This window comes from Peribacillus sp. FSL E2-0218 (assembly GCF_037992945.1).
Classification (GTDB): Bacteria; Bacillota; Bacilli; order Bacillales; family DSM-1321; genus Peribacillus; species Peribacillus simplex_B.
Map to the genome: position 1 here is coordinate 4780573 of NZ_CP150304.1, position 20735 is coordinate 4801307.

The following is a 20735-nucleotide window of genomic DNA, read 5'->3' on the forward strand; positions in this document are numbered from 1 at the left end:
TTTATTTATATAAACTTTTGCATAAGGATTAGACGGAAAATCGCAGAACTTATGATAGCATTCTTTCGCTCGGATAGTCAAGATTATGACAAACCACTTTTTGTCACTCATTTGCTTATCCTCATGTAACACTTCTTTAGCTTATGAACAAGCCTTCGAAAAAATAACAGGATCCGTCTTGAATGTTCAACACAACTATAACAAATATATAAGATTCCCTGATCTTATTCCAATAAATATAACCGTAACTTTTTCAGGGACGATGGATGACTGTAACAATTTACGTTCACTTCCTTCAGGCTTTTACCATTATAAACGACTCTTAATAAAAACACCAGTACATTACAAAATATGTAAAGATATAAATCTTCGTTTCTTTTGCATGCAATTGGATTGTCCGCGCTTTCTTTCCAGATATTTCGACAAGTAAAAATTCGCCTGGCCATTCAGCGGCACCCGATTTTCCATTTCTTCACAACAGTTACTCCCCCTTATATTCGTATATGTCAGCGCTCTTCACAACTTCCATAATCTAACAAAATAATAACGGCATGTTTTTTTCCCCTGCCGCCTTTTTTCGACATCATTCCAGGATAAATCCAATGATCCTATTTGCTTTTCCTTACTTTTTAACAAACCGAAAATGTCACGAAAATTTCACGAAGGAATTTTTCAATCCATCCCAGGGTGGAATTTCCAAACGGATTGCCAATAAGCGTTTGCGATGGAACATATTCACGTACAAACATCGATCCTTTCGGCTGTTTCCATTATAATAGGAAGAAACTATTTTTTTGCGGCTAATTTGGACGATTTTTAGCCCATTGGCACCCAGTCCATATCGACTGCCGGATACGTACCTTACACCCATGCCCGGCCCTTTTTATAATCCCCTTTTACATTTTCAATGATTCCTGATTCTCTTCGTTACATATATCTAATTTCATTAAAATTTATTATAAAAACCAAAAAACCTGCCCTCAACCGAGGACAGGCCAGTTTGTAGACAAAAGGGGTTCGGAATTAAAAAATTCCGAACCCCTTTTGAAATTCCTTTGAAATTTTGATCAAAGGTTACGAGATTTGGGCTCTTCGAGCCACTATGTTAAGCCATTTTAGGACCTTGCCATGTCCAAGTGGCCATCTTCTTTACATTCATGGCAGCGAAAGTAAGCATCGCCTGCATCGACAATTTTTTAAGTCCCCTTAAAGTAGTCCAACGCATACCATGCTTTTCTTTTGCATCTGCGAATACACGCTCAATCGTTTCTTTGCGTTTCGCATATATAGGTTTTACCTCTTGATGATGACGCAGATGATCTGCTTCTTCCACATATGCTTGCCAGATATGCCGTGTCACTACTTTTTGATGGTCTTTGCTTTCCGTACACCGTGATAAAAATGAGCATGTTGCACAAATTTGTTTGGGCGATTTGTACTCGCGATAGCCCTCTTTATTTGTTGTTGAGTACTTTAAAGTTTCTCCCGAAGGGCAAAGGTAACAATCAAAGTGTTCATCGTAAACATAGTCATGTTTGCGAAAGAATCCTTCTTTTGTACGAGGACGTGTATAGGGTAAAGCAGGTGTGATTTCTTTGTTAAATAGGTAGCTTGTAATCGCTGGTGTTTTATAAGCTGCATCTGCGGCAACTGCTTCTGGTTTTCCAACTTTCTCAATCACTTGCTCAACAAGTGGCTCCAAAATATGACTGTCATGTGTATTACCAGGTGTTACAATCGTTCCCAATACAAAACCGTTGCCGTCTGCGGCCGCATGGAATGAATAGGCAAACTGTTTTGTTCGTTCATCTTTCACATAGTAGCCACTCTCAGGATCCGTAGTACTTTCTTTAATTGCTTTGGTTTCTTCCTTATCAAATTTATCTGGTGGAAAAGGCTTCTTTCCATGGTTTTCACGATCTTGATTGATTTCTTCTTGAAGACGTCCTTGATACGCTCGTGTTTCTTTACGAACGATTTTCTTTTCAAATTTCCGTTTATTCGCACTGGCTTTCACATGTGTGGAATCCACGAAAACGTGTTCTACACTTATTAACTTTTTATTAGCAGCTGTCATTAAAATGCGACAGAAAATCTGTTCAAACAGGTCTGTATCTTTAAAGCGTCGCTCATAATTTTTTCCGAACGTAGAGAAATGAGGTACTTTATCATGGAAACCATAGCCTAAGAACCAACGGTAAGCCATATTGGTTTCAACTTCTTCAATCGTTTTACGCATGGAACGAATACCGAAGGTATATTGAATGAAAGTCAGTTTAACTAAAATAACTGGATCAATACTTGGGCGTCCTACCTCTGAGTACATATCTTTCACCAAGTCATAAATGAAAGTGAAGTCAATGGCAGCCTCCATTTTACGAACCAAATGGTTCGGTGGCACCAGTTGATCTAAAGTAATCATTTCAAGTTGATCTCGCTGAATAGAATCATGTTTAGAAAGCATCCTCATCACCTCAAGTTTTAATACTTCAATTTTAAAACAAAAATGACTCCAGTCAAAAGTGTTCTATCTAAAAGGTAAGACAAAGTTGATTGGAACGGAAGGTACGAGACTCCTGCGGGAAAAGCGCGTCTAGGGGAGACCCCGCAGGCAAAGCCGAGGAGGCTCCCCGACCGCCCGCGGAAAGCGAGTGCCTGGAGTGGAAATCAACGTCTAAATTGTACAGGCCATAAAAATAGACAAACTCGATTTTCATCGAGTTTGTCTACAGTCTGACCTGCCCTCAATCGAGGACAGGCTTTGCTTATGTTTCCCTTACTTGATGCCTTTAGAAATTTCATTCACCATCTCATCAACGGATTCAAGTCCGCCTCCGGATAGGTACCAGTAGTTAGGGTCAAGATAAATGATGTTACCGTCTTTAAATGCTTTAGTATTTTTCACGATATCGTTTTCCACTGTTTCTTTTGCTGCTGCGCCATCACCGACAACCGCATCTCTATCGACAACGAATAGATAATCTGGATTCTTTTCCGCAATGTATTCGAAAGAAACGCTTTGACCATGTGTAGACACTTCCAATTTATCATCGACAGCAGGCACTCCGAATACATCATGGATGATTCCGAACCTTGAATCAGGACCGTATGCACTTATTTTACCGCCGTTTGCAAGAACGATTAAGCCTTTTTTATCAGCTGGAACTTTTTCTTTCAATGCATTAATGTGTTCTTCAACAGTTGCCAATTCTTTAGCTGCTTCGTCTTCTTTACCGAAGATTTTACCTAAAAGCGTTACATTTTCTTTAAAGGATTCCATATACTTTGTCGTATCGACACCTACAAAAACTGTTGGCGCAATTTTGCTTAATTCTTCATATGCTTCAGATTGACGGCCAGATATCAGGATTAGGTCCGGAGCCAGCTCGTTGATTTTTTCGAAGTCAGGTTCTTTTAACCCGCCTGCATTCTCTGTTGTATCTTTATAACTAGAAAGGTATTTCGGAAGTCCATCATGAGGGACGGCCGCCACTTCCACACCAAATTTATCAAGAGTATCAAGGGCACCCATATCGAATACCACAACTTTTTTAGGATTCGTTTTCACTTTCGTTTCGCCTAATTGGTGCTTAACGGTCATTTCTTCGCTTTTGGCACTTTCTTTTTTCGTACCTGTTTCTTCTTTATCTTTATCTGATCCACAAGCCACAGCCACTACAGCCAGCATTGCAATTAAAAGCAATATAGATATTTTCTTTATCATTTTGGTCACCTCGAAAAATATTTTTTATTTAAAATCACTTTACGCATCCTCACCATCACACAATCACCTTCGCCACTTCTCCCTGAAACAGGAGGCGGCTATAATCTTGGGCGCCCGCCAACTCTTTACAGCCAACTGAATGTGCGAAGTGCTTATGGAACGGCTACGATTACTGAAGTAATTAAAAACCGATTGGTTTGGTGCTTATGTGAAGTACACACAAATCTTATTGTTGTTGATATTTTGGATTTCAATATCCATATCGTAGATTTCCTTCAATACATCGGAATTAATGACTTGCTCGGTAGGCCCATTATGGGCGACCTTGCCGTCCTTCAATGCCACGATATAATCGGAATAGCAGGAGGCAAAATTAATATCATGGATGACGATGATGACCGTCTTCCCAAGTTCATCTGCCAATCGCCTTAATACCTTCATGATTTGAACGGAATGCTTCATATCCAGATTGTTCAAAGGTTCGTCAAGAAGGACATACTCCGTATTCTGGGCAATGACCATGGCAATGAATGCCCGTTGCTGCTGCCCGCCGCTTAGCTGGTCGAGGTATTTCTCCTGCATGTCGGCAAGCTCCATATAGTCAATCGCTTCATCGACATACTTCCAATCCTCTTTAGTCAGTTTACCTTGTGAATATGGGAACCGGCCAAATGCGACGAGTTCACGAATCGTCAACCGGATATTGATATGGTTCGCCTGCTTTAAAATGGCGATTTTTTTGGCAAGCTCCTTGCTAGTGAATGTCCCCATATCCTTCCCATCAATCAGGACTTCCCCCGAATCACGGGTGATGAGCCGGCTGATCATCGAAAGGACGGTACTTTTCCCCGCCCCATTGGGACCGATGAAGGAAGTGATTTTCCCTTTCTTGATTTCAAGGGAAACGTCCTCGACCACCGTCTTATTATGATATTTTTTGAATAAATTTCTCACTTCTACCATGATTTATTCTCCTTTAATAGAAGATAGATGAAATACACTCCGCCAATGAAGTTAATGATCACACTTAGGGTAGTAGAGAATGTGAAGATCCTCTCTACAATGAATTGACCGCCGACCAAGGCAATCACACTGATCAGCATCGCCCCCGGGATGATGTGTTTATGGCGATAGGATTTAATGAATTGGTAAGCCACATTGGCAACAAGTAACCCGAGGAATGTGATGGGGCCGATCAGGGCAGTAGAAATGGATATCAGGATCGTCACGACGATCAAGACCCGTTTCGTGACAAAATCATAATCGACACCCAGGTTTACGGCTTGGTCCCTCCCGAGGGACATGACATCCAAATACTTCAAAAATCTCATGAAATAGATCATTGCCGCTATCATGAGGATGATGGCCAAGGTTAATAGATCTGTATTGACATTATTGAAGCTGGCAAACATTTTATTTTGGATGATCTGAAATTCATTCGGGTCTATTAACACTTGCATGAATGAAGACATGCTGCCAAATAGTGTCCCGAAGATGATCCCGATAAGCAACAAGAAGTAAATATTGCGGTCTTTCTTGAACATGAATTTGAACAGCAAACTGGAAAAAATGAGCATCGCAGTCAGCGTAATCAGGAAATTAAGTGTTTTATTCATGATCAGGATGTGCGTAGAACCAAAGAGGAAAATCACTCCGGTCTGGATCAGCATATACATGGAGTCCAATCCCAAAATGCTTGGTGTCAGGATTTTATTATTCGTGACCGTCTGGAAAATCACGGTTGAAAAGGCTATTGCGCAGCCTACCACAATGATGGCGAGAATTTTCATGACCCTTCTCGGAAGTGCATAATCCCAGTTCGGACCAAGATCCCAAAAGATATAACCTGCCGTCAGGACCGCTGCAAGAACGGCTAAGATGATGATCTTACTTTTATTATTCATATGCCTTTCTCCTCATTATCAGATAGATGAATACGACGCTTCCTATCACACCCACCACGAGACCGATCGGGATTTCAAATGGATAAATGATGATCCTGCCCAGAATATCGCAGAACAATAGGAACACGGCCCCTAGCAACGCTGTATGAGAAAGGCTGTTTTTCAAATTATCACCAAGGTAAAGGGATACAATATTCGGTACGATCAATCCTATGAAAGGTATGGTCCCCACCGTCAGCAAAACGACTGTCGAGGATAAGGCCACGATAACCAAGCCGAAGTTGACGACGAATTTATAATTGAGCCCCAGGTTGATGGCGAACTCCTCGCCCATGCCTGCCACAGTGAATTTATTGGCAAAGAAATAGGCGAGAATGACTAACGGGATACTAACATATATAAGCTCGTACCTTCCCGACATGATCATCGAAAAATCGCCATTCATCCAGGTATTGAGGCTTTGGATCAAATCATATTTGTAAGCAAAGAAGGTCGAGATGGAACCGACGATATTGCCAAACATCATCCCAACCAATGGAATGAAGATCGTATCCTTATATTTGACTTGATCAAGAATCTTCATGAACAAGAAGGTACCTGCCAAAGCGAATATGAAAGCGAATACCATTTTCTCGATAAGGGCGGCTGATGGAAAGATGATAAGGGCAAGCAGGAGGCCAAGCCTTGCAGAATCCATCGTACCTGCAGTGGTGGGCGAAACAAACTTATTGCGGCTCAATTGCTGCATGATCAGTCCGCTTATGCTCATCACCACTCCGGCAATGATGATCGTAACCATTCTGGGGAGACGGCTTTGCAGCATGATCTGCACTTTATCATCGGTTAAGTCCAATAAATCGAGGGGGGTAATATCCTTTACGCCAATGAACAATGAAGTAAAGGATAAAATGACTAAAGCAATAACTAAATATCTTATCTTCATCTACATTCCCTACTCTTCCTATCTCAGTAAATACAGCGATACTATTTTTAATTAAGAATATATGAATTAAGACTATTTATCTGTCTTATGTTCTTATTCCTACTACAAATGTTATTTTTTTGATAATGAGATTCATTATCATTATCAAGGTCACCCTTATTCTAACACTTCTTAGATATGTGTCAATATATACAAAGGAATTACTTTTATTAATTAAAGCTAGTCATATTGTAATGAAGTTGGATAATCCATCCATGCATTTATCTCCTGGAAATGATAAAATCAAACTAACAAATATTTACTCTTCTAACGAAAGAAGCGATATGATGAAAACCTTCCTTTCCAAAATGTTCACCAAAAAAGAAAAAATCCAGATTGAATTTTGCCAAAATAACCTGGACCGCTTCACTACCGACCAAACGATCGCTGAATATGGTAAGTTTCTAGCCAATCCACGGATTCAATATAAGGAATATGAATGCTTAAGTGAATGCAAGTTATGTAAGGAAACATCTTATGCAAAAGTGAACGGCCAGATCATGCGTGGAAAGGATTCACATGATCTATTGGACCAATTGCAAGAAGCTTTAAAATAAATGCGGGTCAAGCCAAAGGCTGATTCGCATTTTCTTCATTTTCAGCTGGGTGAACAAAATCAATCTTCACTTGCGGGCTTGCTATTCAGCCATTCCATAAGGGGGGGAATGGCCTGGAAGCTGAGTACCCCTACCGGGCCAGAAGCCACGCAATATCCTTATCAATCTAGTAGATTCTCCCTGTTTTTTACCATATCTTTCTTTTATACTGTATACCTAGTGAAAAATATGATAATTTATGGAAAAAGATAAACAAGGAGGAGCTTCGTGAAAAAAATCATTCCAACCATCTTATCAGCGGTCACACTAGGTCTTGTCACTGGATTGCCTGGCCAGAGTCCAGTCGCCAAGGCAGAAGAATTCACCCCTTATTACGGAAATGGCCCAAGCTATATTCAACCTGATGATCTCTCTTATCTTTTCCCAGAACCTGCCGTATCTTTCAAGACCCCTGCCTTTAAGCAAGACAAGATCGCCTTTACAAGCCAAGAAGAATTGATTGGTTATATCAAATCCCTCACCCGTAAAAATAAGAACATCCATCTCAAGACGATAGGAAAATCCACGGAGGGACGCGATATCCCGATGCTGCTTTTCAGTAAGGATTCAAAAAATCCGCGGAAGGATAGCCACAAACCATTGATTTGGATCCAAGGCCAAATTCATGGGAATGAACCCGCAGCTGGTGAATCAACATTAGTCCTTGCCCAATGGCTGGCAGATGGTACGCTTGGCGATGTCCTCGAGAAAGTGAATGTAGCCATCGTTCCGCGCGTCAATCCAGATGGCTCTTATTATTTCAAACGATATACGGCCAATGATATGGATGCGAATCGCGATTATTTAAAAGTGGAATATCCTGAAGTACAGAAGATCCATCAGGCGATCGATGATTATGAGCCTGAAGTCATTCTTGATGTACATGAATATACCGTCAATCCGGCTCCCCTTAAAAAGGTAGGCGCAAATGGATCGATCTCTTCCTATGATCTACTCATCTCCTCAGCCAAGAATCTGAATATACCGGAGCCGCTTCGAAAAGCTTCGGATGAGCTGCTTTTACCGAATGTTTTTAAAACGTTGAAAAAGGAAAAGCTCTCCTATCATGATTACTATACACTCGATACTTCTAATGCCGGCGTCCTTACCGCTACTGAAGGGAGCACCGAGGCCCGCATCGGCAGAAACGCCCTCGGTTTGAAAAATACGATGACCTATTTAATTGAAACAAGGGGCATCAATATTGCCCGGACCGATTTTAAACGGCGGGTTTTTGCCCAGGCCACCGCGCAGGCAGCATTCATTAAAACGGCCGCCGATCAGGCACGTACCGTAAAAAAAGTGGTCAAACAGGCAGAGCATGAAGTCGTCGAAAAAGGCAGAAAGGCTAATGATAAGGACAAGATTGTCATTGCCAGCGAGAATAAGTTAGTCAAGAATCAACGGCTGGCAGTAGTCGATCTAGCGAAGGCAAAATTGGTCAATACCCCAATCGATTGGCTCGATTCTACCGATGCCTACCCTACCCTTGTCAGGGATCGCCCGACAGCCTACATCCTTCCGCCTGAATATAAAGAAATCGCCAACAAACTTCAGCTATTGGGTGTAGACGTGAAAAAATTAAAAAAACCGATGGAAATATCTGTTGAAGGCTACAAAGTCAGGGATATAAAGGTATCTCCGGAACTGGAAAGCGGACATGCGACAAGGGCAGTCACCACCGACATAACAAAGAAGAAACGTGATTTCCCAAAAGGGAGCTATGTATTCGATATGGCCCAGGCCGATGCCAATTTCATCTCCCTGGCGCTCGAGCCTGAAGGGATAGACAGTTATGTGACCTTCAATTTCATCCCTGCTGTAAAAGGGAAGGAACTTCCGGTTTACCGCTATATGCACCAATCCTCGTTACCCGCTAAATGATCGATCTTGGTTCATAAAAAAAAACGCTTTGGCTGATTATATCGCCAAGGCGTTTTCTGTTCCCCCATCCTGAAATGCTTTAAACGATCCGATTTCCCGAATGCACCGGCGACTTCCGAATATATATATTAATTAAAAAGTGTTTAAGGGGGAACATCTTTGAGCCAAAAAGTACAAGTGGAAATCGACCGCCTTATTCAATGCTTGAAGCAGGACCAATCCGCTGATGGTTCGTGGAATTATCCATTTGATACCGGGATAACTGCAGATGCCTATATGATCATCATATTAAAAATCCTGGATATGGAAGATCCTCCTCTTATAGAAGCTCTAGTAAGACGAATCGAAAGCAGGCAAACCGAAAACGGATCATGGAAGCTCTTCCCGGACGAACTGGATGGGAATGTTACGGTAACGATCGAGGCTTACTATGGTCTGCTCTATAGCGGCATCCGAACTAAACATGATCCCCATATGAGAAAAGCGAAACAATTCATTCTTTCCAAGGGCGGGATCAAGCAGGCCAAAGCATTGACCAAAATGATGCTCACGGTCACCGGGCAATATAACTGGCCGCGCTTTTTCCCGATTCCTCTTGAAGCTGTCTTACTGCCGCCAACCTTTTTCGTCAACATCTATGATCTTTCCGTATATGGGCGCGTCAATATGATCCCCATCCTATTACTTGGTCATGAACGGTTTCAGATCAAGAGCTCCAACGCTCCCAGTTTAAAAGATTTGTTCCTGTCGAGGGAGGAACGATCCGAGGAGCACGTATGGGAGGAATATCGGACGGAAGAATATCGCTCATTCTTCTCCACCATTCAATCCGGCGTCAAAGCATTGATCGGGTTTCCCGATTACTTGCATTCCTTGGCCTTGGATTCAACGAAGCGGTATATGCTCGATAGACTTGAACCGGACGGAACGCTTTATAATTATTTCGGTTCCACCTTCTTCATGATCTTTGCACTCCTTTCCATTGGATATTCGAAAAATGATCCGGTGATCGTCAAGGCAGTGGAAGGATTGAAGGGGATGGCTTGTTCCATTGATGGTCAGACGCATATCCAATTTACGAATGCAGATGTTTGGAATACCTCATTGATCAGCTACGCACTTCAAGAAGCAGGCATCTCATTTGAAGACGAGGCTGTTCACGCCGCCAATCAATATTTACTGTCACGCCAGCATTATATGTATGGAGATTGGTTGATTCATAATCCTGACGCAATCCCGGGTGGCTGGGGATTTTCCGATTTGAATACGATGAACCCGGATGTCGATGATACGACAGCCACGCTCCGGGCGCTCTCTAACCAAATCCGTGAAGCGACGGATAAACGGGATAGTTGGCAGCGCGGCGTTTCCTTTACCGTTTCCATGCAAAATGACGATGGCGGATTTCCTGCCTTCGAGCGGAACAACGACCATACATGGCTCCAGCTACTGCCTCTGGAAGGTTCCAAGTATCTCCTGACAGACCCTTCGACCGCTGACTTGACCGGAAGGACGCTTGAATTCCTAGGGAATTATACAAACATGAAGAAGCCTGAGGAAGCAAGCAAAAGAGCGATCGACTGGCTGTTGCACGACCAGAAGCGTGATGGCTCGTGGTATGGGCGCTGGGGAATCTGCTATCTATATGGCACATGGTCTGCCCTCACTGGCCTGAAGGCAGCAGGGCAATCAAGTGAACATCATTCCATCCGAAAAGCAGCCGCTTGGTTGAAGAAAATCCAAAATAAAGATGGCGGCTGGGGTGAGTCCTGCTACAGTGACATCAAGGAACGGTATATTCCGCTAGGTGCCAGTACCCTGACCCATACAGCCTGGGCGGTGGATGCGTTGATATCGGTATCCGAAGAACCGACAGCGGAAATAGAGAAGGGCGTCGCCTATCTGATCCGCTCCGGTCAAGCCGGCAGCTGGACCGATGATTATCCTGTTGGGCAGGCAATGGCGGATTTTTTATATATCCACTATCACAGCTATCGCTATATCTATCCGCTTTTGGCCTTAAGCCATTACAAAAACAAATTCCTGAATGCTTAACCTTCCCTGCTGTTTTTTTAGCAAAAATGGTGAATATGTGGATTACCTGTGGAAAAGGACGGAATGAAACAGAAATGTTATCCACAATCCCGGGTTATCCACATCTATTTGCCCGATACCTTGACTAAACGTGCCATTTTGTTGATTAATCCATATAAAATTTGTGCGTAACGTCATTCACATCTTGTTTTTTATACCCTATGTGGATAATTTGGGGATGGCTGATCATTTTTCCGTGAAAACGATATCCAGTTTATCGCTATAAAATTCAATCGCCCTTGCATATGATTGAATTTCGCGATCATTCGAGGTTTCCGTTATCACTTTCAATAAAGATTCCATGGCCAAATCATGCTGCCCCAAATTATAATGGGCCATCGCCCTGAATACCACTAGAGCCCTGTCGCCAGGAAATTTCTCCAGACCCGCCTCCAATGCCCGTATTGCTTGCGCATATTTCCCGATGGTGCGATATGTACTTCCCAATCCTAGGTAGGCACCCTTTGCTTCCTCATCAGGCAATCCCAGTCCGATGGCCGCTTCATAGTGCGGAACCGCTTCCGCCTCAAGTCCCAGGATATCCAAGCTCCAGGCACAGTGATACCGGATGATTGCATCGCCGGGATCTCGCTTCGCCAACTCCTGCAATACCTGACTCGATTGTTCATATTCTTTGTTTGCTCTTAAGGACAGTGCCCTCGCTAAACTCTCCATCCGACATTCCTCCATTGAATGAAAGTACTTACATCCCCCTCTTTCGGTAGGCACACCACCATTTCCTGCTTCATTCTTCTAAAAAGGAAGAAAGGGTTGATAGAAAACATTCCACAATCATTCTTAAAAGATTTCCCACTTTAATCGCTGCTTCGGCACTCGCTTTACGTTTCGATGATCTCTGCGCGAACAACAATATGGAATTCCGAGTGCCCACAGTTTAGGCTGGTTTATACCTAAGACCGTTTCATTGCACTGCAGGTGCTCCCTTATCCAGAGGCGGTCGGCGAGCCTCCTCGGCGCATGCGCCTGCGGGTCTCACCTTGACCGCATTTCCCGCAGGAGTCTCGCACCTTCCGTTTCATTCCACTCCGCGTGAAAACGGAATAAGATTTCCATTCCTCATCATTTTGAGTGCACATTGTCCGTCTTATTCCGCTGAACGCACTAAGCTTTCCAGAGGCGGTCCGATCTTCGGTCAATTACGCAAGCCAGGTCTCCGTAGGACGCGTATCTTCTAAGCGATATTTTTCACACCTTCCTAAGTTGGAAGTAGAAAACAATAAAAAGTAAAAGACATCTCCAGAACGATAGGAGATGTCTTTTTAAGGCGGCAATCGGGATTGAACCGATGATAGAGGTTTTGCAGACCTGTGCCTTACCACTTGGCTATGCCGCCGTATCAATATAGAAATAATAAATGATATGACCTTACCTTTACATTATGCCGCTCCATCATAAATGTGAATAAAATTATAAAACTTAACCATGATACATAATCCTTTTACGGCGATGGGTAATGGAGTCTAGTTTAATTTCAAGCACAGTGGATTGGAACGGAGGGCGCGAGACTCCTGCGGCAGTGCGAGTCCTACACCACAGGTGCACAAGCGCCGAGGAGGCTTCCGGACCGCCCGCGGAAAGCGAGCGACCGCATTGAAATGGAACGGTCAATGTTCAAATCCTCCAGAACCCTGAGCAACCGACGCAAAAAAATCAGCCAATGAAAAAAAAGCCTCGGAATGAAATCATTCCGAAGCTTTGATCCTGCAAACGGCAGGAATCATTTTATTGTTTAATCATCCAACTCGGTTTTCAATACTTTTCCCGTCATTGCATCGACTTCTACATCATATTCTTTTTTACCTTGCTTGATTTCCAATTCATAAACAAGACCGCCATCTTCCGAATCCAATTCGGCGTCCGTCACTTGCCCATCCACCTTTTTCAAGGCAATCTTTTCAGCTTCATCCATGCTGACCTTTGCTTTTTCCACCGCTTGCTCCGTGCTCATATCTTCATCGTCGGCATCTTCCGGCTCCTGAGAAAGAATCTCTCCTTTTTCAGCATCGACGTCCACGTCCTGATAGCCTTCTTTCGTTTTAACGGTCATTTCATAGGTCGTTGGCTGATCCCAATCCTTCTCGAATTGAGTAACCTCCCCGCCTAGTTTATCCGAAATCATTTTGACAGCCTCATCCTCGGATAGGGCCCCTTTATTGACTGCATATACCGCCGTTCCTGCGGCACCTCCAAACAGCAATACCGTGGCTGCGGACACCGTCACGATCATCTTTTTCCGTTGAATGATACCTTCTTTTATCGTACTCCAATGCTTTTTCATGAATGAGTTCCTCCTTTAATTTGTTACCTTAAGAATAACCATCCTTCATGAAACGAGCATGAGGGTTAGATTAGAATTCGATGAGAAAGGATGATAGTCACCACTGTTCCCTCTCCGACCTCGCTTTCGATGCCCAACTTACCATGGAATGACTCGACAAGCGATCGGGCGATGGAAAGCCCTAGACCATTCCCTCCAGTTTTCCTTGCTCTCGACGAATCGACTCGATAGAAACGTTCGAATACATGAGGCAGATGTTCTGGTGATATCCCTGGACCTTGGTCTTTCACGCTGATGAAGATATCATCCATCTCCCGTTTTATCATGATTTCTATACCGGAATCACTATATTTGATTGCATTGTCGAGGAGAATGACCAGTACCTGTTCAAGCTTACCGGGAATGGTCATTGCCTGGATTTCCTTAACCTCGGATTGCAGCTTTATTTCACGATGGCCCGTCCGTCTAAACGTTTGGGCAATCTGATCACAAAACGAAATAAGCTCGATTTCTTCCTCCGTATCGACAGTAGGGTCCGATTGGGAAGCCGCCTGCAGCAAATGCTCCGTCAGCTGTTTCATCCGGAGGGCTTCATGATGGATCGCCTCCACCGCCTCTTCCTGAATCGCCGCATCCTTCATTCCCCAGCGTTTCAATAAGGAGGAGTAGCTTTCAATGACCGTGATCGGCGTTTTCAATTCATGGGAAGCATCCGAGAGGAATTGCTGCTGTTGGTCATAATTTCGCTCCAGCCTTCCGATCATCTTGTTGAATGATTCCCCCATTACCTGCAGCTCATCCTTGGATCGACCCGCTAGCGGGATCCGTTTGAATTCACCGCTCTTCTCGATCTCCAACATGGTTCCGCTCATGATCGATATCGGTTTAAGGATAAGCTTGGCCAGCCACTTGCCTGCAAGGACCGATAACAAAACGACAAAAAGGGAGGAACCACCCAATACGAGTGCGAGGGTCGATAAATGATCAAGGAGGGTGTCCTGCGGCTGGGTGATTTCGATCATCCCCAATTTCTTCCCTTCATCCGGATAAGGATAGCGGTAGGTCAGGACATATTCCCCGTCGACCTTGGTAAAATCATATCCTTTCTTGCTTATGGACGGTACCGCCAACCCCTGGAGGTCCTCGTCATCCGCAAACGACTTGATCAAGCTTCCATCCGTGCCGAATATGCGCACCATGGCATCGTCAGGTGTATAAGCCTCCAGTAAACCGGCATCACCTGCTGTCAAATCACTATCGACGATGTTTTCTCCAATCAACGAAGCTTGATCTTCCAGCACATCCTCTTCCCTTTCCACGGATATCCAAAGGAAAGCACATAAAACGATGACACTCAACAAAACCAGCATGATGCTTAAAAAAAGGCTGGAATACAATTGAATTTTTGCGGAAATCTTCATAAAGGCTCCTTCAAGCTATAGCCCACACCGCGATACGTATGTATGAGCTGTAATTCAAAGGGGTAATCCACCTTTTTGCGTAAATACCGGATATATACGTCAACCACATTCGTATCGCCTACGAAGTCATATCCCCAAACATGGGTAAGGATTTGCTCCCTTGTCAGCACTTGATTTTTATTTTGCAACAGGTACACAAGCAAGTCGAATTCGCGGGAAGTCAGCTCGATCCTTTTCCCCTGCCTCAGGATATCCCTTGTGCCAAGATTCAATTTCAGATCATGGACCGTAAGTTCATCCGCACTTCCTTCAGGCTGGCCCGTCTGGACATTGGCCCTAAAACAAGCACGGATCCGTGCCAGCAGCTCTTCGATTTCAAACGGCTTCGTCACGTAATCATTCGCTCCATGATCAAGCCCATTCACCTTGTCAGGAACGGCATCCCTTGCCGTTAAAAGGATGACTGGCGTGAAGGCATTCTTCTTCCGATAACGCCTAAGCACTTCTATGCCATTCAGCTCGGGCAGCATCACATCCAATAAGATTAAATCCCACTCTTCACTTTCCGCTTTCTCCAAGCCTGTTTTCCCGTTATAAGCGGCTTCCGTCCGATAGCCTTCATGATTAAGTTCAAGCTGCAGCACCCTTGCAATTTTTTCTTCATCTTCTATTATTAAAATCCTTTTATTCATCGTTACGACCACCTCCCCCTTAGTGTACTGAAGAAAAATGAAAATATCATGAGAAATCTCATGATATGGCAAATAAAAAGGACCGGATGCGAAACACATCCGATCCGGTTTATTTGCCAACCCAGTGCTGGTCAATGAATTCATCACGTCCCGATTTCGCTCGATCCGCCTTGTACTCTTCTTTATTTTTCTTATGGTAGCCTTGATGATAGTCCTCGGCCGGATAGAAGGTTTGGGCCGGAAGGATTTCGGTCACGATCGGTTTAGCGAACTTCCCGCTCGCTGCCACCTTCTCCTTCGCTTCACTGGCCAGTTTCTCTTGAGCCTCATCATGAAAGAAGATGGCCGTCCGATACTGGCTCCCCCTGTCATGGAATTGACCGCCGTCGTCGGTTGGATCAATTTGCTGCCAATACAATTCCAACAGCCGTTCATAGGGAAATAATTGGGGATCGAACGTAATTTCCACGACCTCATAATGTCCTGAGGTTCCCGTCTTCACTTCCTCGTAAGTCGGATTATCAACATGTCCTCCCGTATATCCGGATACGATCCCTCCAATCCCCGGTTGTTCCTCGAATGGTGTAACCATGCACCAAAAACAGCCCCCAGCAAATGTGGCTTTATGCATGTTGGTCATCTCCTTTCCCTTATGTAATAAGAATCAATATACCATACTTCAATCCTGCCGCTGTATGTTTCGGTGTTCCCAAAGTCAATCTTTTGACCAGCCTTTTTCCTTGAACCTTACGATCGCTTCAACACGATTGCTTACATCTAGCTTGTCGAGTATGATCGAGATATAATTTCGGACCGTTCCATTCGTTAAATATAGCTGGCTGGCGATTTCCTTCGTATTCTTGCCATCGGCGATCAATTTGAGCACCTGACACTCCCGTTCAGTGAGTGGGTTTTCCTCCTCAAATGCCATATCCACCAGCTCAGGGGCATAAATGCGCCTGCCATCCATGATGACCCGGATCGAGTTCGCCAGCTCCTCACTTGGGCTATCCTTTAGTAGGTATCCACCTACCTCTGCCTTCCTCGCCCTTTCAAAGTACCCAGGCCGCGCAAAAGTCGTCAAGATGATGACTTTGCACTGATTGCCCTCATTCTTGATTTCTTCTGCAACATCCAGTCCGGTTTTTACAGGCATCTCAATATCGGTAATGCATATATCCGGCTGCAAACGTTTGACGAGTTCCATTGCTTCTTCCCCGTTGCTCGCTTTTCCGACAACTTCCATATCCTCTTCCAGATCGAGGATAGAGCCTAGCGCGCCGAGCAGCATCCGCTGGTCTTCGGCAATTACGATTGAAATCAATGCTAACCCCACCTATCCATTATTTTTTATGGCATTCGGAACCCTGATATACAGTGTCGTTCCATCAGTGGAACGAATATCCAGACTGCCGTTCACGAATTCAAGCCTTTCCTTCATCCCTTGAAGGCCATTGCCTTTATAAAATTCCGATTTATGTGAAAGGCCCACGCCATTATCTTCGACTTTGATCGTCACGCCTGTATGCAATTCCTCTATCACGATATGACAGGAGTCGGCACGGCTATGTTTGACGATATTGGTCACGGCTTCTTTCAAGCACATGCTTAAAACCGTTTCAACAAGCAATGGCGTATCTTGCAGTTCCGTGGTCCCTTCCAAACTGAATTCTATTTCTGCCGCTTTCAGTATTTGCTTGACCCGGATGATTTCATCGCTTAGCTTGGCCCCGCGCATTTCTGATACCATTTCCCTTACTTCCTTGAGAGCCGTCCTAGCCGTTTGGCGGATATCCCTGATTTCTTTCTTGGCAGAGTCCGGTTTTAAATCAATCAATTTACCTGCGAGGTCGCTTTTCAAGCCAATTAAGGAAAGCTTTTGTCCAAGTGTATCATGTAAGTCCCTGGCAATCCGCTGACGTTCCTCCATCTTGCCCAGCTCTGATATTCTTTTATGCGCATCTTCCAATTGTTCTTCCAGTCTATCCCGTTTATTGCGATTATACGTGTTGAATGGAAGAAGGATCACGCCCACTACACAAATCAGCATGAAGGGAAACTGCGAAAAGAAGGTAGGGTCCTTCATGATGAAGCCAATATTGACGGAAACGATGGTAGCTAAAAGCTGGATGGAATATAAAACGAAAAATCCAACCTTATTTTGAACATTGCCAATGAAGAATGCCAAAAAAAGGGAAAAGTAAATATAGCCGAAAAAGATGGTCATCGATATCGAGATGATGATTTGTATCGCCGTCCACATGTATACGGGCCATCCCTTAGACACGAAAGAGAGACCGTAAGAAATGAAGAATAAAATGATCATGACGATCCCAAAGACAATCTCCAGCATCGATGAAGATTTGAAAATGAAATAAAAAGGGAGGATACAAAAAATGATCCAGACATACGGGCTTAGCCCCGTATTCTTCGGAAAGATATGATACCAACTTTGCATGGCGCCGCCTCTAATTCTTTTATTCCTAGTATATACTAAGAAGTATCAGCAAAAAACCATCCAATGGAATTCCAATGGTTTTTTGCGTACGATTTAATTTTCTTGAACGCTGCTTGACTTCATTAAAGCTAACAAACGTCTTGCTTTCTCCATCATGCAGTCAAACACGAAGCGATTTCAAGCTCGATCCGAGGATGAATGTCGTTTCCTGCTGCAAAGGCACTTGATTTTGAATTCAGGGACTTTTTCGTGAAAAGCAGGCCTTGCTAGAATAATATTTTCGATAGATATACGACCAATGTTACCGTGATGCAGCTGAATACGGTGGACATCAGGACGGCCTGTGCCGCATACTCCGGGTGGTTGTCATATTCCAAGGCGAATAATGCGCTGTTTCTTGAGGTCGGAAATGAGCTTGCGATAAATAACCCTTGGGCGACAGTCCCCTCCAAGCCCAGCATGAGAAGGATCAGGAACGCGATGGATGGAGAAAGGATCAACCGTCCAATCAAGCTAAGGATAAGCGGAAGCGGGAAATGCGTTATTTTCAAGTAGGCGCTCTGTGCACCCAAGGTGATCAGGGCAATGGCGATGAATGCACTGGCGATATTATCGATCGGGGTCCATAAAAACAAAGGGATATCAAAGGACGCAGCCTGTAAAAGAAACCCGAGTAAGAGAGCATAAATGATTGGGTTTTTCAAAAATTCCCGAATGGCCCCCTTTACACTTTTTGTATGGACGGAAACGGAATTCATCAAACCGTAGGTATAGCTCAACAGGTTTTGAAATATGATCACGATGACCTGGATCGACAGGCCAAGTGGATTCCCATGAAAAACCATCTGGCTGACGGGCAGTCCGAAATTGGCTGAATTATTCAGAACCACACTATTTTTAAACGTGGCAGAGAGACTTTGATCGAACCTGGCAAGCTTGGCAACCACGGTACTCACGATGATGAGGCTTACCGCTTGCAGGGCGAGGAAGCTAAATATTTGGACAACCATCCCCCCGCCGATATCGCTTTGATAAATATTGACAAAGCTGATGGCCGGCATGAGCAGGAAGTGATTCAATTTAGATAATGTATTCATATCGAGCTTGAATTTACGATGAAGAATGGCTCCAGCCCCTATCAGGAAAAAGACCGGCACAATGACATTCAATACGATCAAAAACAGGACACTCACTTGACTTCCTCTCCATTTCTTAGGCTGATTCCTGTTGATTGCTACCTTCCTTCCATCATAATCCTGTGTGTACCATAATCAAAATACCAATAAATTATCGATAACCATTCAAAAACGGAATGACAAAAAAGCACAGAAGTTTCTGCGCTCCTCCTATAGATCCCTCATGAAATCAACGCCCTCGACAAATTCGACAAACTCTTTGACCAGCTTTAGTTCGAGGGACTTTTCATGATATAACATCCACGTATTCCGGATAAGCGGGTTTCCTTGCTCATCCCTCAGGTCCAACTGCCTCAGGGCTGGGTCGTGCTCCAATAAAACACTGGGAAGGATTCCATACCCGAGGCCATTTTTGACCATTTCCTTGCATGTATCCCCTTTGTCCACCTCCATCCCAACTAACGGCGGGCCTTGAAAATTATTCCTCCACCAATCATCGATCATCGTTTTCAGGAGTGCATCGGTCTTGTAATCGATTCTCGGCAATGAAGCCAGGTCCCCGACTTCGACTTTTTCCTTGGAAGCAATGCAAATCGTCTCCTCAAAAAGATGATGCTTAGCTCCTGACCACTGATAATCGCCCCGGACGATCCCGACGTGAACTTCTTCCTTGTAAATGAGGTTCAGTACTTCCTTGCTCCAGCCTGTAGTCACATGGAAATCCACCTGCGGGTATCGTTCACGAAATTTTTTCAGCAATCCTGGCAGCTTATGCAGCGTAATATAATTGGAGACGCCCAGCCGTAATGTGCCACTGATCTCCTGTCCCATATTGAACGCCGTCTCTTTGATTTGCCTCAGCCTGATCAGCATCTCATCAGCACAGATCGCCAAATATTCCCCTTGAGGGGTGAACTGCACTCCCCTTGTTCCCCGCTCGACAATTTTCAAATTGAACTCCTTCTCCATCTGCTGGATCCTTTTCGTTAAAGAAGGCTGCGAGATATATAAGCTTTGCGCCGTTTTAGTGATATTCTTATGTTCATGCAATATCTTTAAAATATGCCAATCCCTTTCATTCATGGACCTTCCCCCGATCGCTTTTTTCAAGTAGGTATATTCCCTACAAATACAAAGGACTTTGTCCAGTGATCATGCATGGAACATGCCGTGATCACTGCCCGTTATGCTTCCCCGCTATTTCCTTGTCGAAAACGAATACGGAGATCGCTATATTTTCTTCCACTTTAAAATCGGAAAACAGATGAACAAGCTTGGCTCCCACCAGTTCTTCCATTCCATCCGGAGGATTTACGGAGTATACATCCTGAATCATTTTTGTTCGTGCAGAATGGACCATATCCCTGCCTTCCTCTGTGCTGGATATGAATATTTCCGTCGGGGTTAAATTCCCATGCAATGTGGTGACGGCCATATTCTCAACGAAAACAGTATGGATCCGTTCCGGCCCCTTCCCGAAAAGTTCCTTGCGCAGCTTACGGATCATATCATTGAATTCGTGAATCACCTTTGACATCATGCACT

General features: G+C 44.1%; 18 protein-coding genes and 1 tRNA gene. 3 read left to right on the forward strand and 16 right to left on the reverse strand.

Translation table 11 applies throughout. The features are described from left to right. Positions 1-1105: 1105 nt before the first annotated feature. The 5 genes from MHI53_RS23185 to MHI53_RS23205 all read right to left on the reverse strand — a co-directional run bounded on the left by MHI53_RS23185 (position 1106) and on the right by MHI53_RS23205 (position 6571). The gene (locus MHI53_RS23185; RefSeq protein WP_340371729.1) at positions 1106-2464 is read right to left on the reverse strand and encodes an IS1182 family transposase; all 1359 of its coding nucleotides are present in this window, start codon (positions 2462-2464) and stop codon (positions 1106-1108) included. Positions 2465-2776: 312 nt separating this feature from the next. Continuing rightward, on the reverse strand, positions 2777-3724 hold the full coding sequence (locus MHI53_RS23190) for a siderophore ABC transporter substrate-binding protein (protein ID WP_340372391.1): 948 nt from the start codon (positions 3722-3724) through the stop codon (positions 2777-2779). A gap of 204 nt (positions 3725-3928) precedes the next feature. Then, positions 3929-4687, reverse strand: coding sequence for an ABC transporter ATP-binding protein (locus tag MHI53_RS23195; RefSeq protein WP_340372392.1), 759 nt, complete (start codon positions 4685-4687; stop codon positions 3929-3931). Next, positions 4681-5628 carry an iron chelate uptake ABC transporter family permease subunit gene (locus MHI53_RS23200; RefSeq protein ID WP_100532970.1) on the reverse strand — a complete coding sequence of 316 codons (948 nt, stop codon included), beginning with the start codon at positions 5626-5628 and terminating at the stop codon, positions 4681-4683. The genes MHI53_RS23195 and MHI53_RS23200 overlap by 7 nt, the downstream gene beginning before the upstream one ends. After that, a complete protein-coding gene (locus tag MHI53_RS23205; protein ID WP_340372393.1) occupies positions 5621-6571 on the reverse strand; it encodes an ABC transporter permease in 951 nt (316 codons plus the stop codon). Before MHI53_RS23205 ends, MHI53_RS23200 begins: the two co-directional genes overlap by 8 nt. 326 nt (positions 6572-6897) lie before the next feature. Between MHI53_RS23205 and MHI53_RS23210 the strand changes: the two genes are divergently transcribed. The 3 genes from MHI53_RS23210 to shc all read left to right on the forward strand — a co-directional run bounded on the left by MHI53_RS23210 (position 6898) and on the right by shc (position 11145). Further along, positions 6898-7167, forward strand: a complete 270-nt coding sequence (locus MHI53_RS23210; protein WP_185113035.1) for a DUF1450 domain-containing protein — start codon at positions 6898-6900, stop codon at positions 7165-7167. 267 nt (positions 7168-7434) lie between these two features. Then, entirely contained in the window at positions 7435-9090 is a 1656-nt protein-coding gene (locus tag MHI53_RS23215; protein ID WP_340372394.1) for a M14 family metallocarboxypeptidase, read from the forward strand. A gap of 159 nt (positions 9091-9249) precedes the next feature. Then, complete coding sequence (gene shc / locus MHI53_RS23220; protein ID WP_340372395.1) at positions 9250-11145, forward strand: squalene--hopene cyclase; 1896 nt, start codon at positions 9250-9252, stop codon at positions 11143-11145. A gap of 225 nt (positions 11146-11370) precedes the next feature. Here shc and MHI53_RS23225 read toward each other — a convergent pair whose 3' ends face one another. The 11 genes from MHI53_RS23225 to MHI53_RS23275 all read right to left on the reverse strand — a co-directional run bounded on the left by MHI53_RS23225 (position 11371) and on the right by MHI53_RS23275 (position 20727). Further along, positions 11371-11859: a tetratricopeptide repeat protein gene (locus MHI53_RS23225; RefSeq protein ID WP_340372396.1), complete on the reverse strand. Its 489-nt coding sequence runs from the start codon at positions 11857-11859 to the stop codon at positions 11371-11373. 608 nt (positions 11860-12467) lie between these two features. Next, positions 12468-12538: transfer RNA gene (locus MHI53_RS23230), tRNA-Cys, on the reverse strand. A gap of 396 nt (positions 12539-12934) precedes the next feature. Then, positions 12935-13483: a PepSY domain-containing protein gene (locus MHI53_RS23235; protein ID WP_340372397.1), complete on the reverse strand. Its 549-nt coding sequence runs from the start codon at positions 13481-13483 to the stop codon at positions 12935-12937. A gap of 65 nt (positions 13484-13548) precedes the next feature. Continuing rightward, positions 13549-14904: a HAMP domain-containing sensor histidine kinase gene (locus MHI53_RS23240; RefSeq protein WP_340372398.1), complete on the reverse strand. Its 1356-nt coding sequence runs from the start codon at positions 14902-14904 to the stop codon at positions 13549-13551. Then, positions 14901-15596 (reverse strand): response regulator transcription factor, encoded by a 696-nt coding sequence (locus tag MHI53_RS23245; protein WP_061141134.1) that lies wholly within the window; start codon positions 15594-15596, stop codon positions 14901-14903. The genes MHI53_RS23240 and MHI53_RS23245 overlap by 4 nt, the downstream gene beginning before the upstream one ends. A gap of 109 nt (positions 15597-15705) precedes the next feature. After that, positions 15706-16227, reverse strand: a complete 522-nt coding sequence (gene msrA / locus MHI53_RS23250; RefSeq protein ID WP_061141135.1) for a peptide-methionine (S)-S-oxide reductase MsrA — start codon at positions 16225-16227, stop codon at positions 15706-15708. A gap of 84 nt (positions 16228-16311) precedes the next feature. Further along, complete coding sequence (locus MHI53_RS23255) at positions 16312-16920, reverse strand: response regulator transcription factor (protein ID WP_061141136.1); 609 nt, start codon at positions 16918-16920, stop codon at positions 16312-16314. Positions 16921-16932: 12 nt separating this feature from the next. Next, entirely contained in the window at positions 16933-18054 is a 1122-nt protein-coding gene (locus MHI53_RS23260) for a sensor histidine kinase (RefSeq protein WP_061141137.1), read from the reverse strand. A gap of 266 nt (positions 18055-18320) precedes the next feature. Next, positions 18321-19247, reverse strand: coding sequence for an AEC family transporter (locus MHI53_RS23265; protein ID WP_061141138.1), 927 nt, complete (start codon positions 19245-19247; stop codon positions 18321-18323). A 153-nt stretch (positions 19248-19400) separates the two neighbouring features. Continuing rightward, positions 19401-20273 (reverse strand): LysR family transcriptional regulator, encoded by an 873-nt coding sequence (locus MHI53_RS23270; RefSeq protein WP_340372399.1) that lies wholly within the window; start codon positions 20271-20273, stop codon positions 19401-19403. Positions 20274-20364: 91 nt separating this feature from the next. Further along, positions 20365-20727: a DUF2294 domain-containing protein gene (locus MHI53_RS23275; protein WP_061141139.1), complete on the reverse strand. Its 363-nt coding sequence runs from the start codon at positions 20725-20727 to the stop codon at positions 20365-20367. Between the last annotated feature and the right edge of the window lie 8 nt (positions 20728-20735).

Coding starts and splice junctions, on each gene's coding strand:
- MHI53_RS23245 (WP_061141134.1), bottom strand. CDS start 15,596: ATGAATAAAAGGATTTTAATAATAGAAGATGAAGAAAAAATTGCAAGG.
- MHI53_RS23225 (WP_340372396.1), bottom strand. CDS start 11,859: ATGGAGAGTTTAGCGAGGGCACTGTCCTTAAGAGCAAACAAAGAATAT.
- MHI53_RS23205 (WP_340372393.1), bottom strand. CDS start 6,571: ATGAAGATAAGATATTTAGTTATTGCTTTAGTCATTTTATCCTTTACT.
- MHI53_RS23185 (WP_340371729.1), bottom strand. CDS start 2,464: ATGCTTTCTAAACATGATTCTATTCAGCGAGATCAACTTGAAATGATT.
- MHI53_RS23235 (WP_340372397.1), bottom strand. CDS start 13,483: ATGAAAAAGCATTGGAGTACGATAAAAGAAGGTATCATTCAACGGAAA.
- MHI53_RS23210 (WP_185113035.1), top strand. CDS start 6,898: ATGAAAACCTTCCTTTCCAAAATGTTCACCAAAAAAGAAAAAATCCAG.
- MHI53_RS23200 (WP_100532970.1), bottom strand. CDS start 5,628: ATGAATAATAAAAGTAAGATCATCATCTTAGCCGTTCTTGCAGCGGTC.
- MHI53_RS23260 (WP_061141137.1), bottom strand. CDS start 18,054: ATGCAAAGTTGGTATCATATCTTTCCGAAGAATACGGGGCTAAGCCCG.
- MHI53_RS23195 (WP_340372392.1), bottom strand. CDS start 4,687: ATGGTAGAAGTGAGAAATTTATTCAAAAAATATCATAATAAGACGGTG.
- MHI53_RS23270 (WP_340372399.1), bottom strand. CDS start 20,273: ATGAATGAAAGGGATTGGCATATTTTAAAGATATTGCATGAACATAAG.
- msrA (WP_061141135.1), bottom strand. CDS start 16,227: ATGCATAAAGCCACATTTGCTGGGGGCTGTTTTTGGTGCATGGTTACA.
- MHI53_RS23240 (WP_340372398.1), bottom strand. CDS start 14,904: ATGAAGATTTCCGCAAAAATTCAATTGTATTCCAGCCTTTTTTTAAGC.
- MHI53_RS23190 (WP_340372391.1), bottom strand. CDS start 3,724: ATGATAAAGAAAATATCTATATTGCTTTTAATTGCAATGCTGGCTGTA.
- MHI53_RS23275 (WP_061141139.1), bottom strand. CDS start 20,727: ATGTCAAAGGTGATTCACGAATTCAATGATATGATCCGTAAGCTGCGC.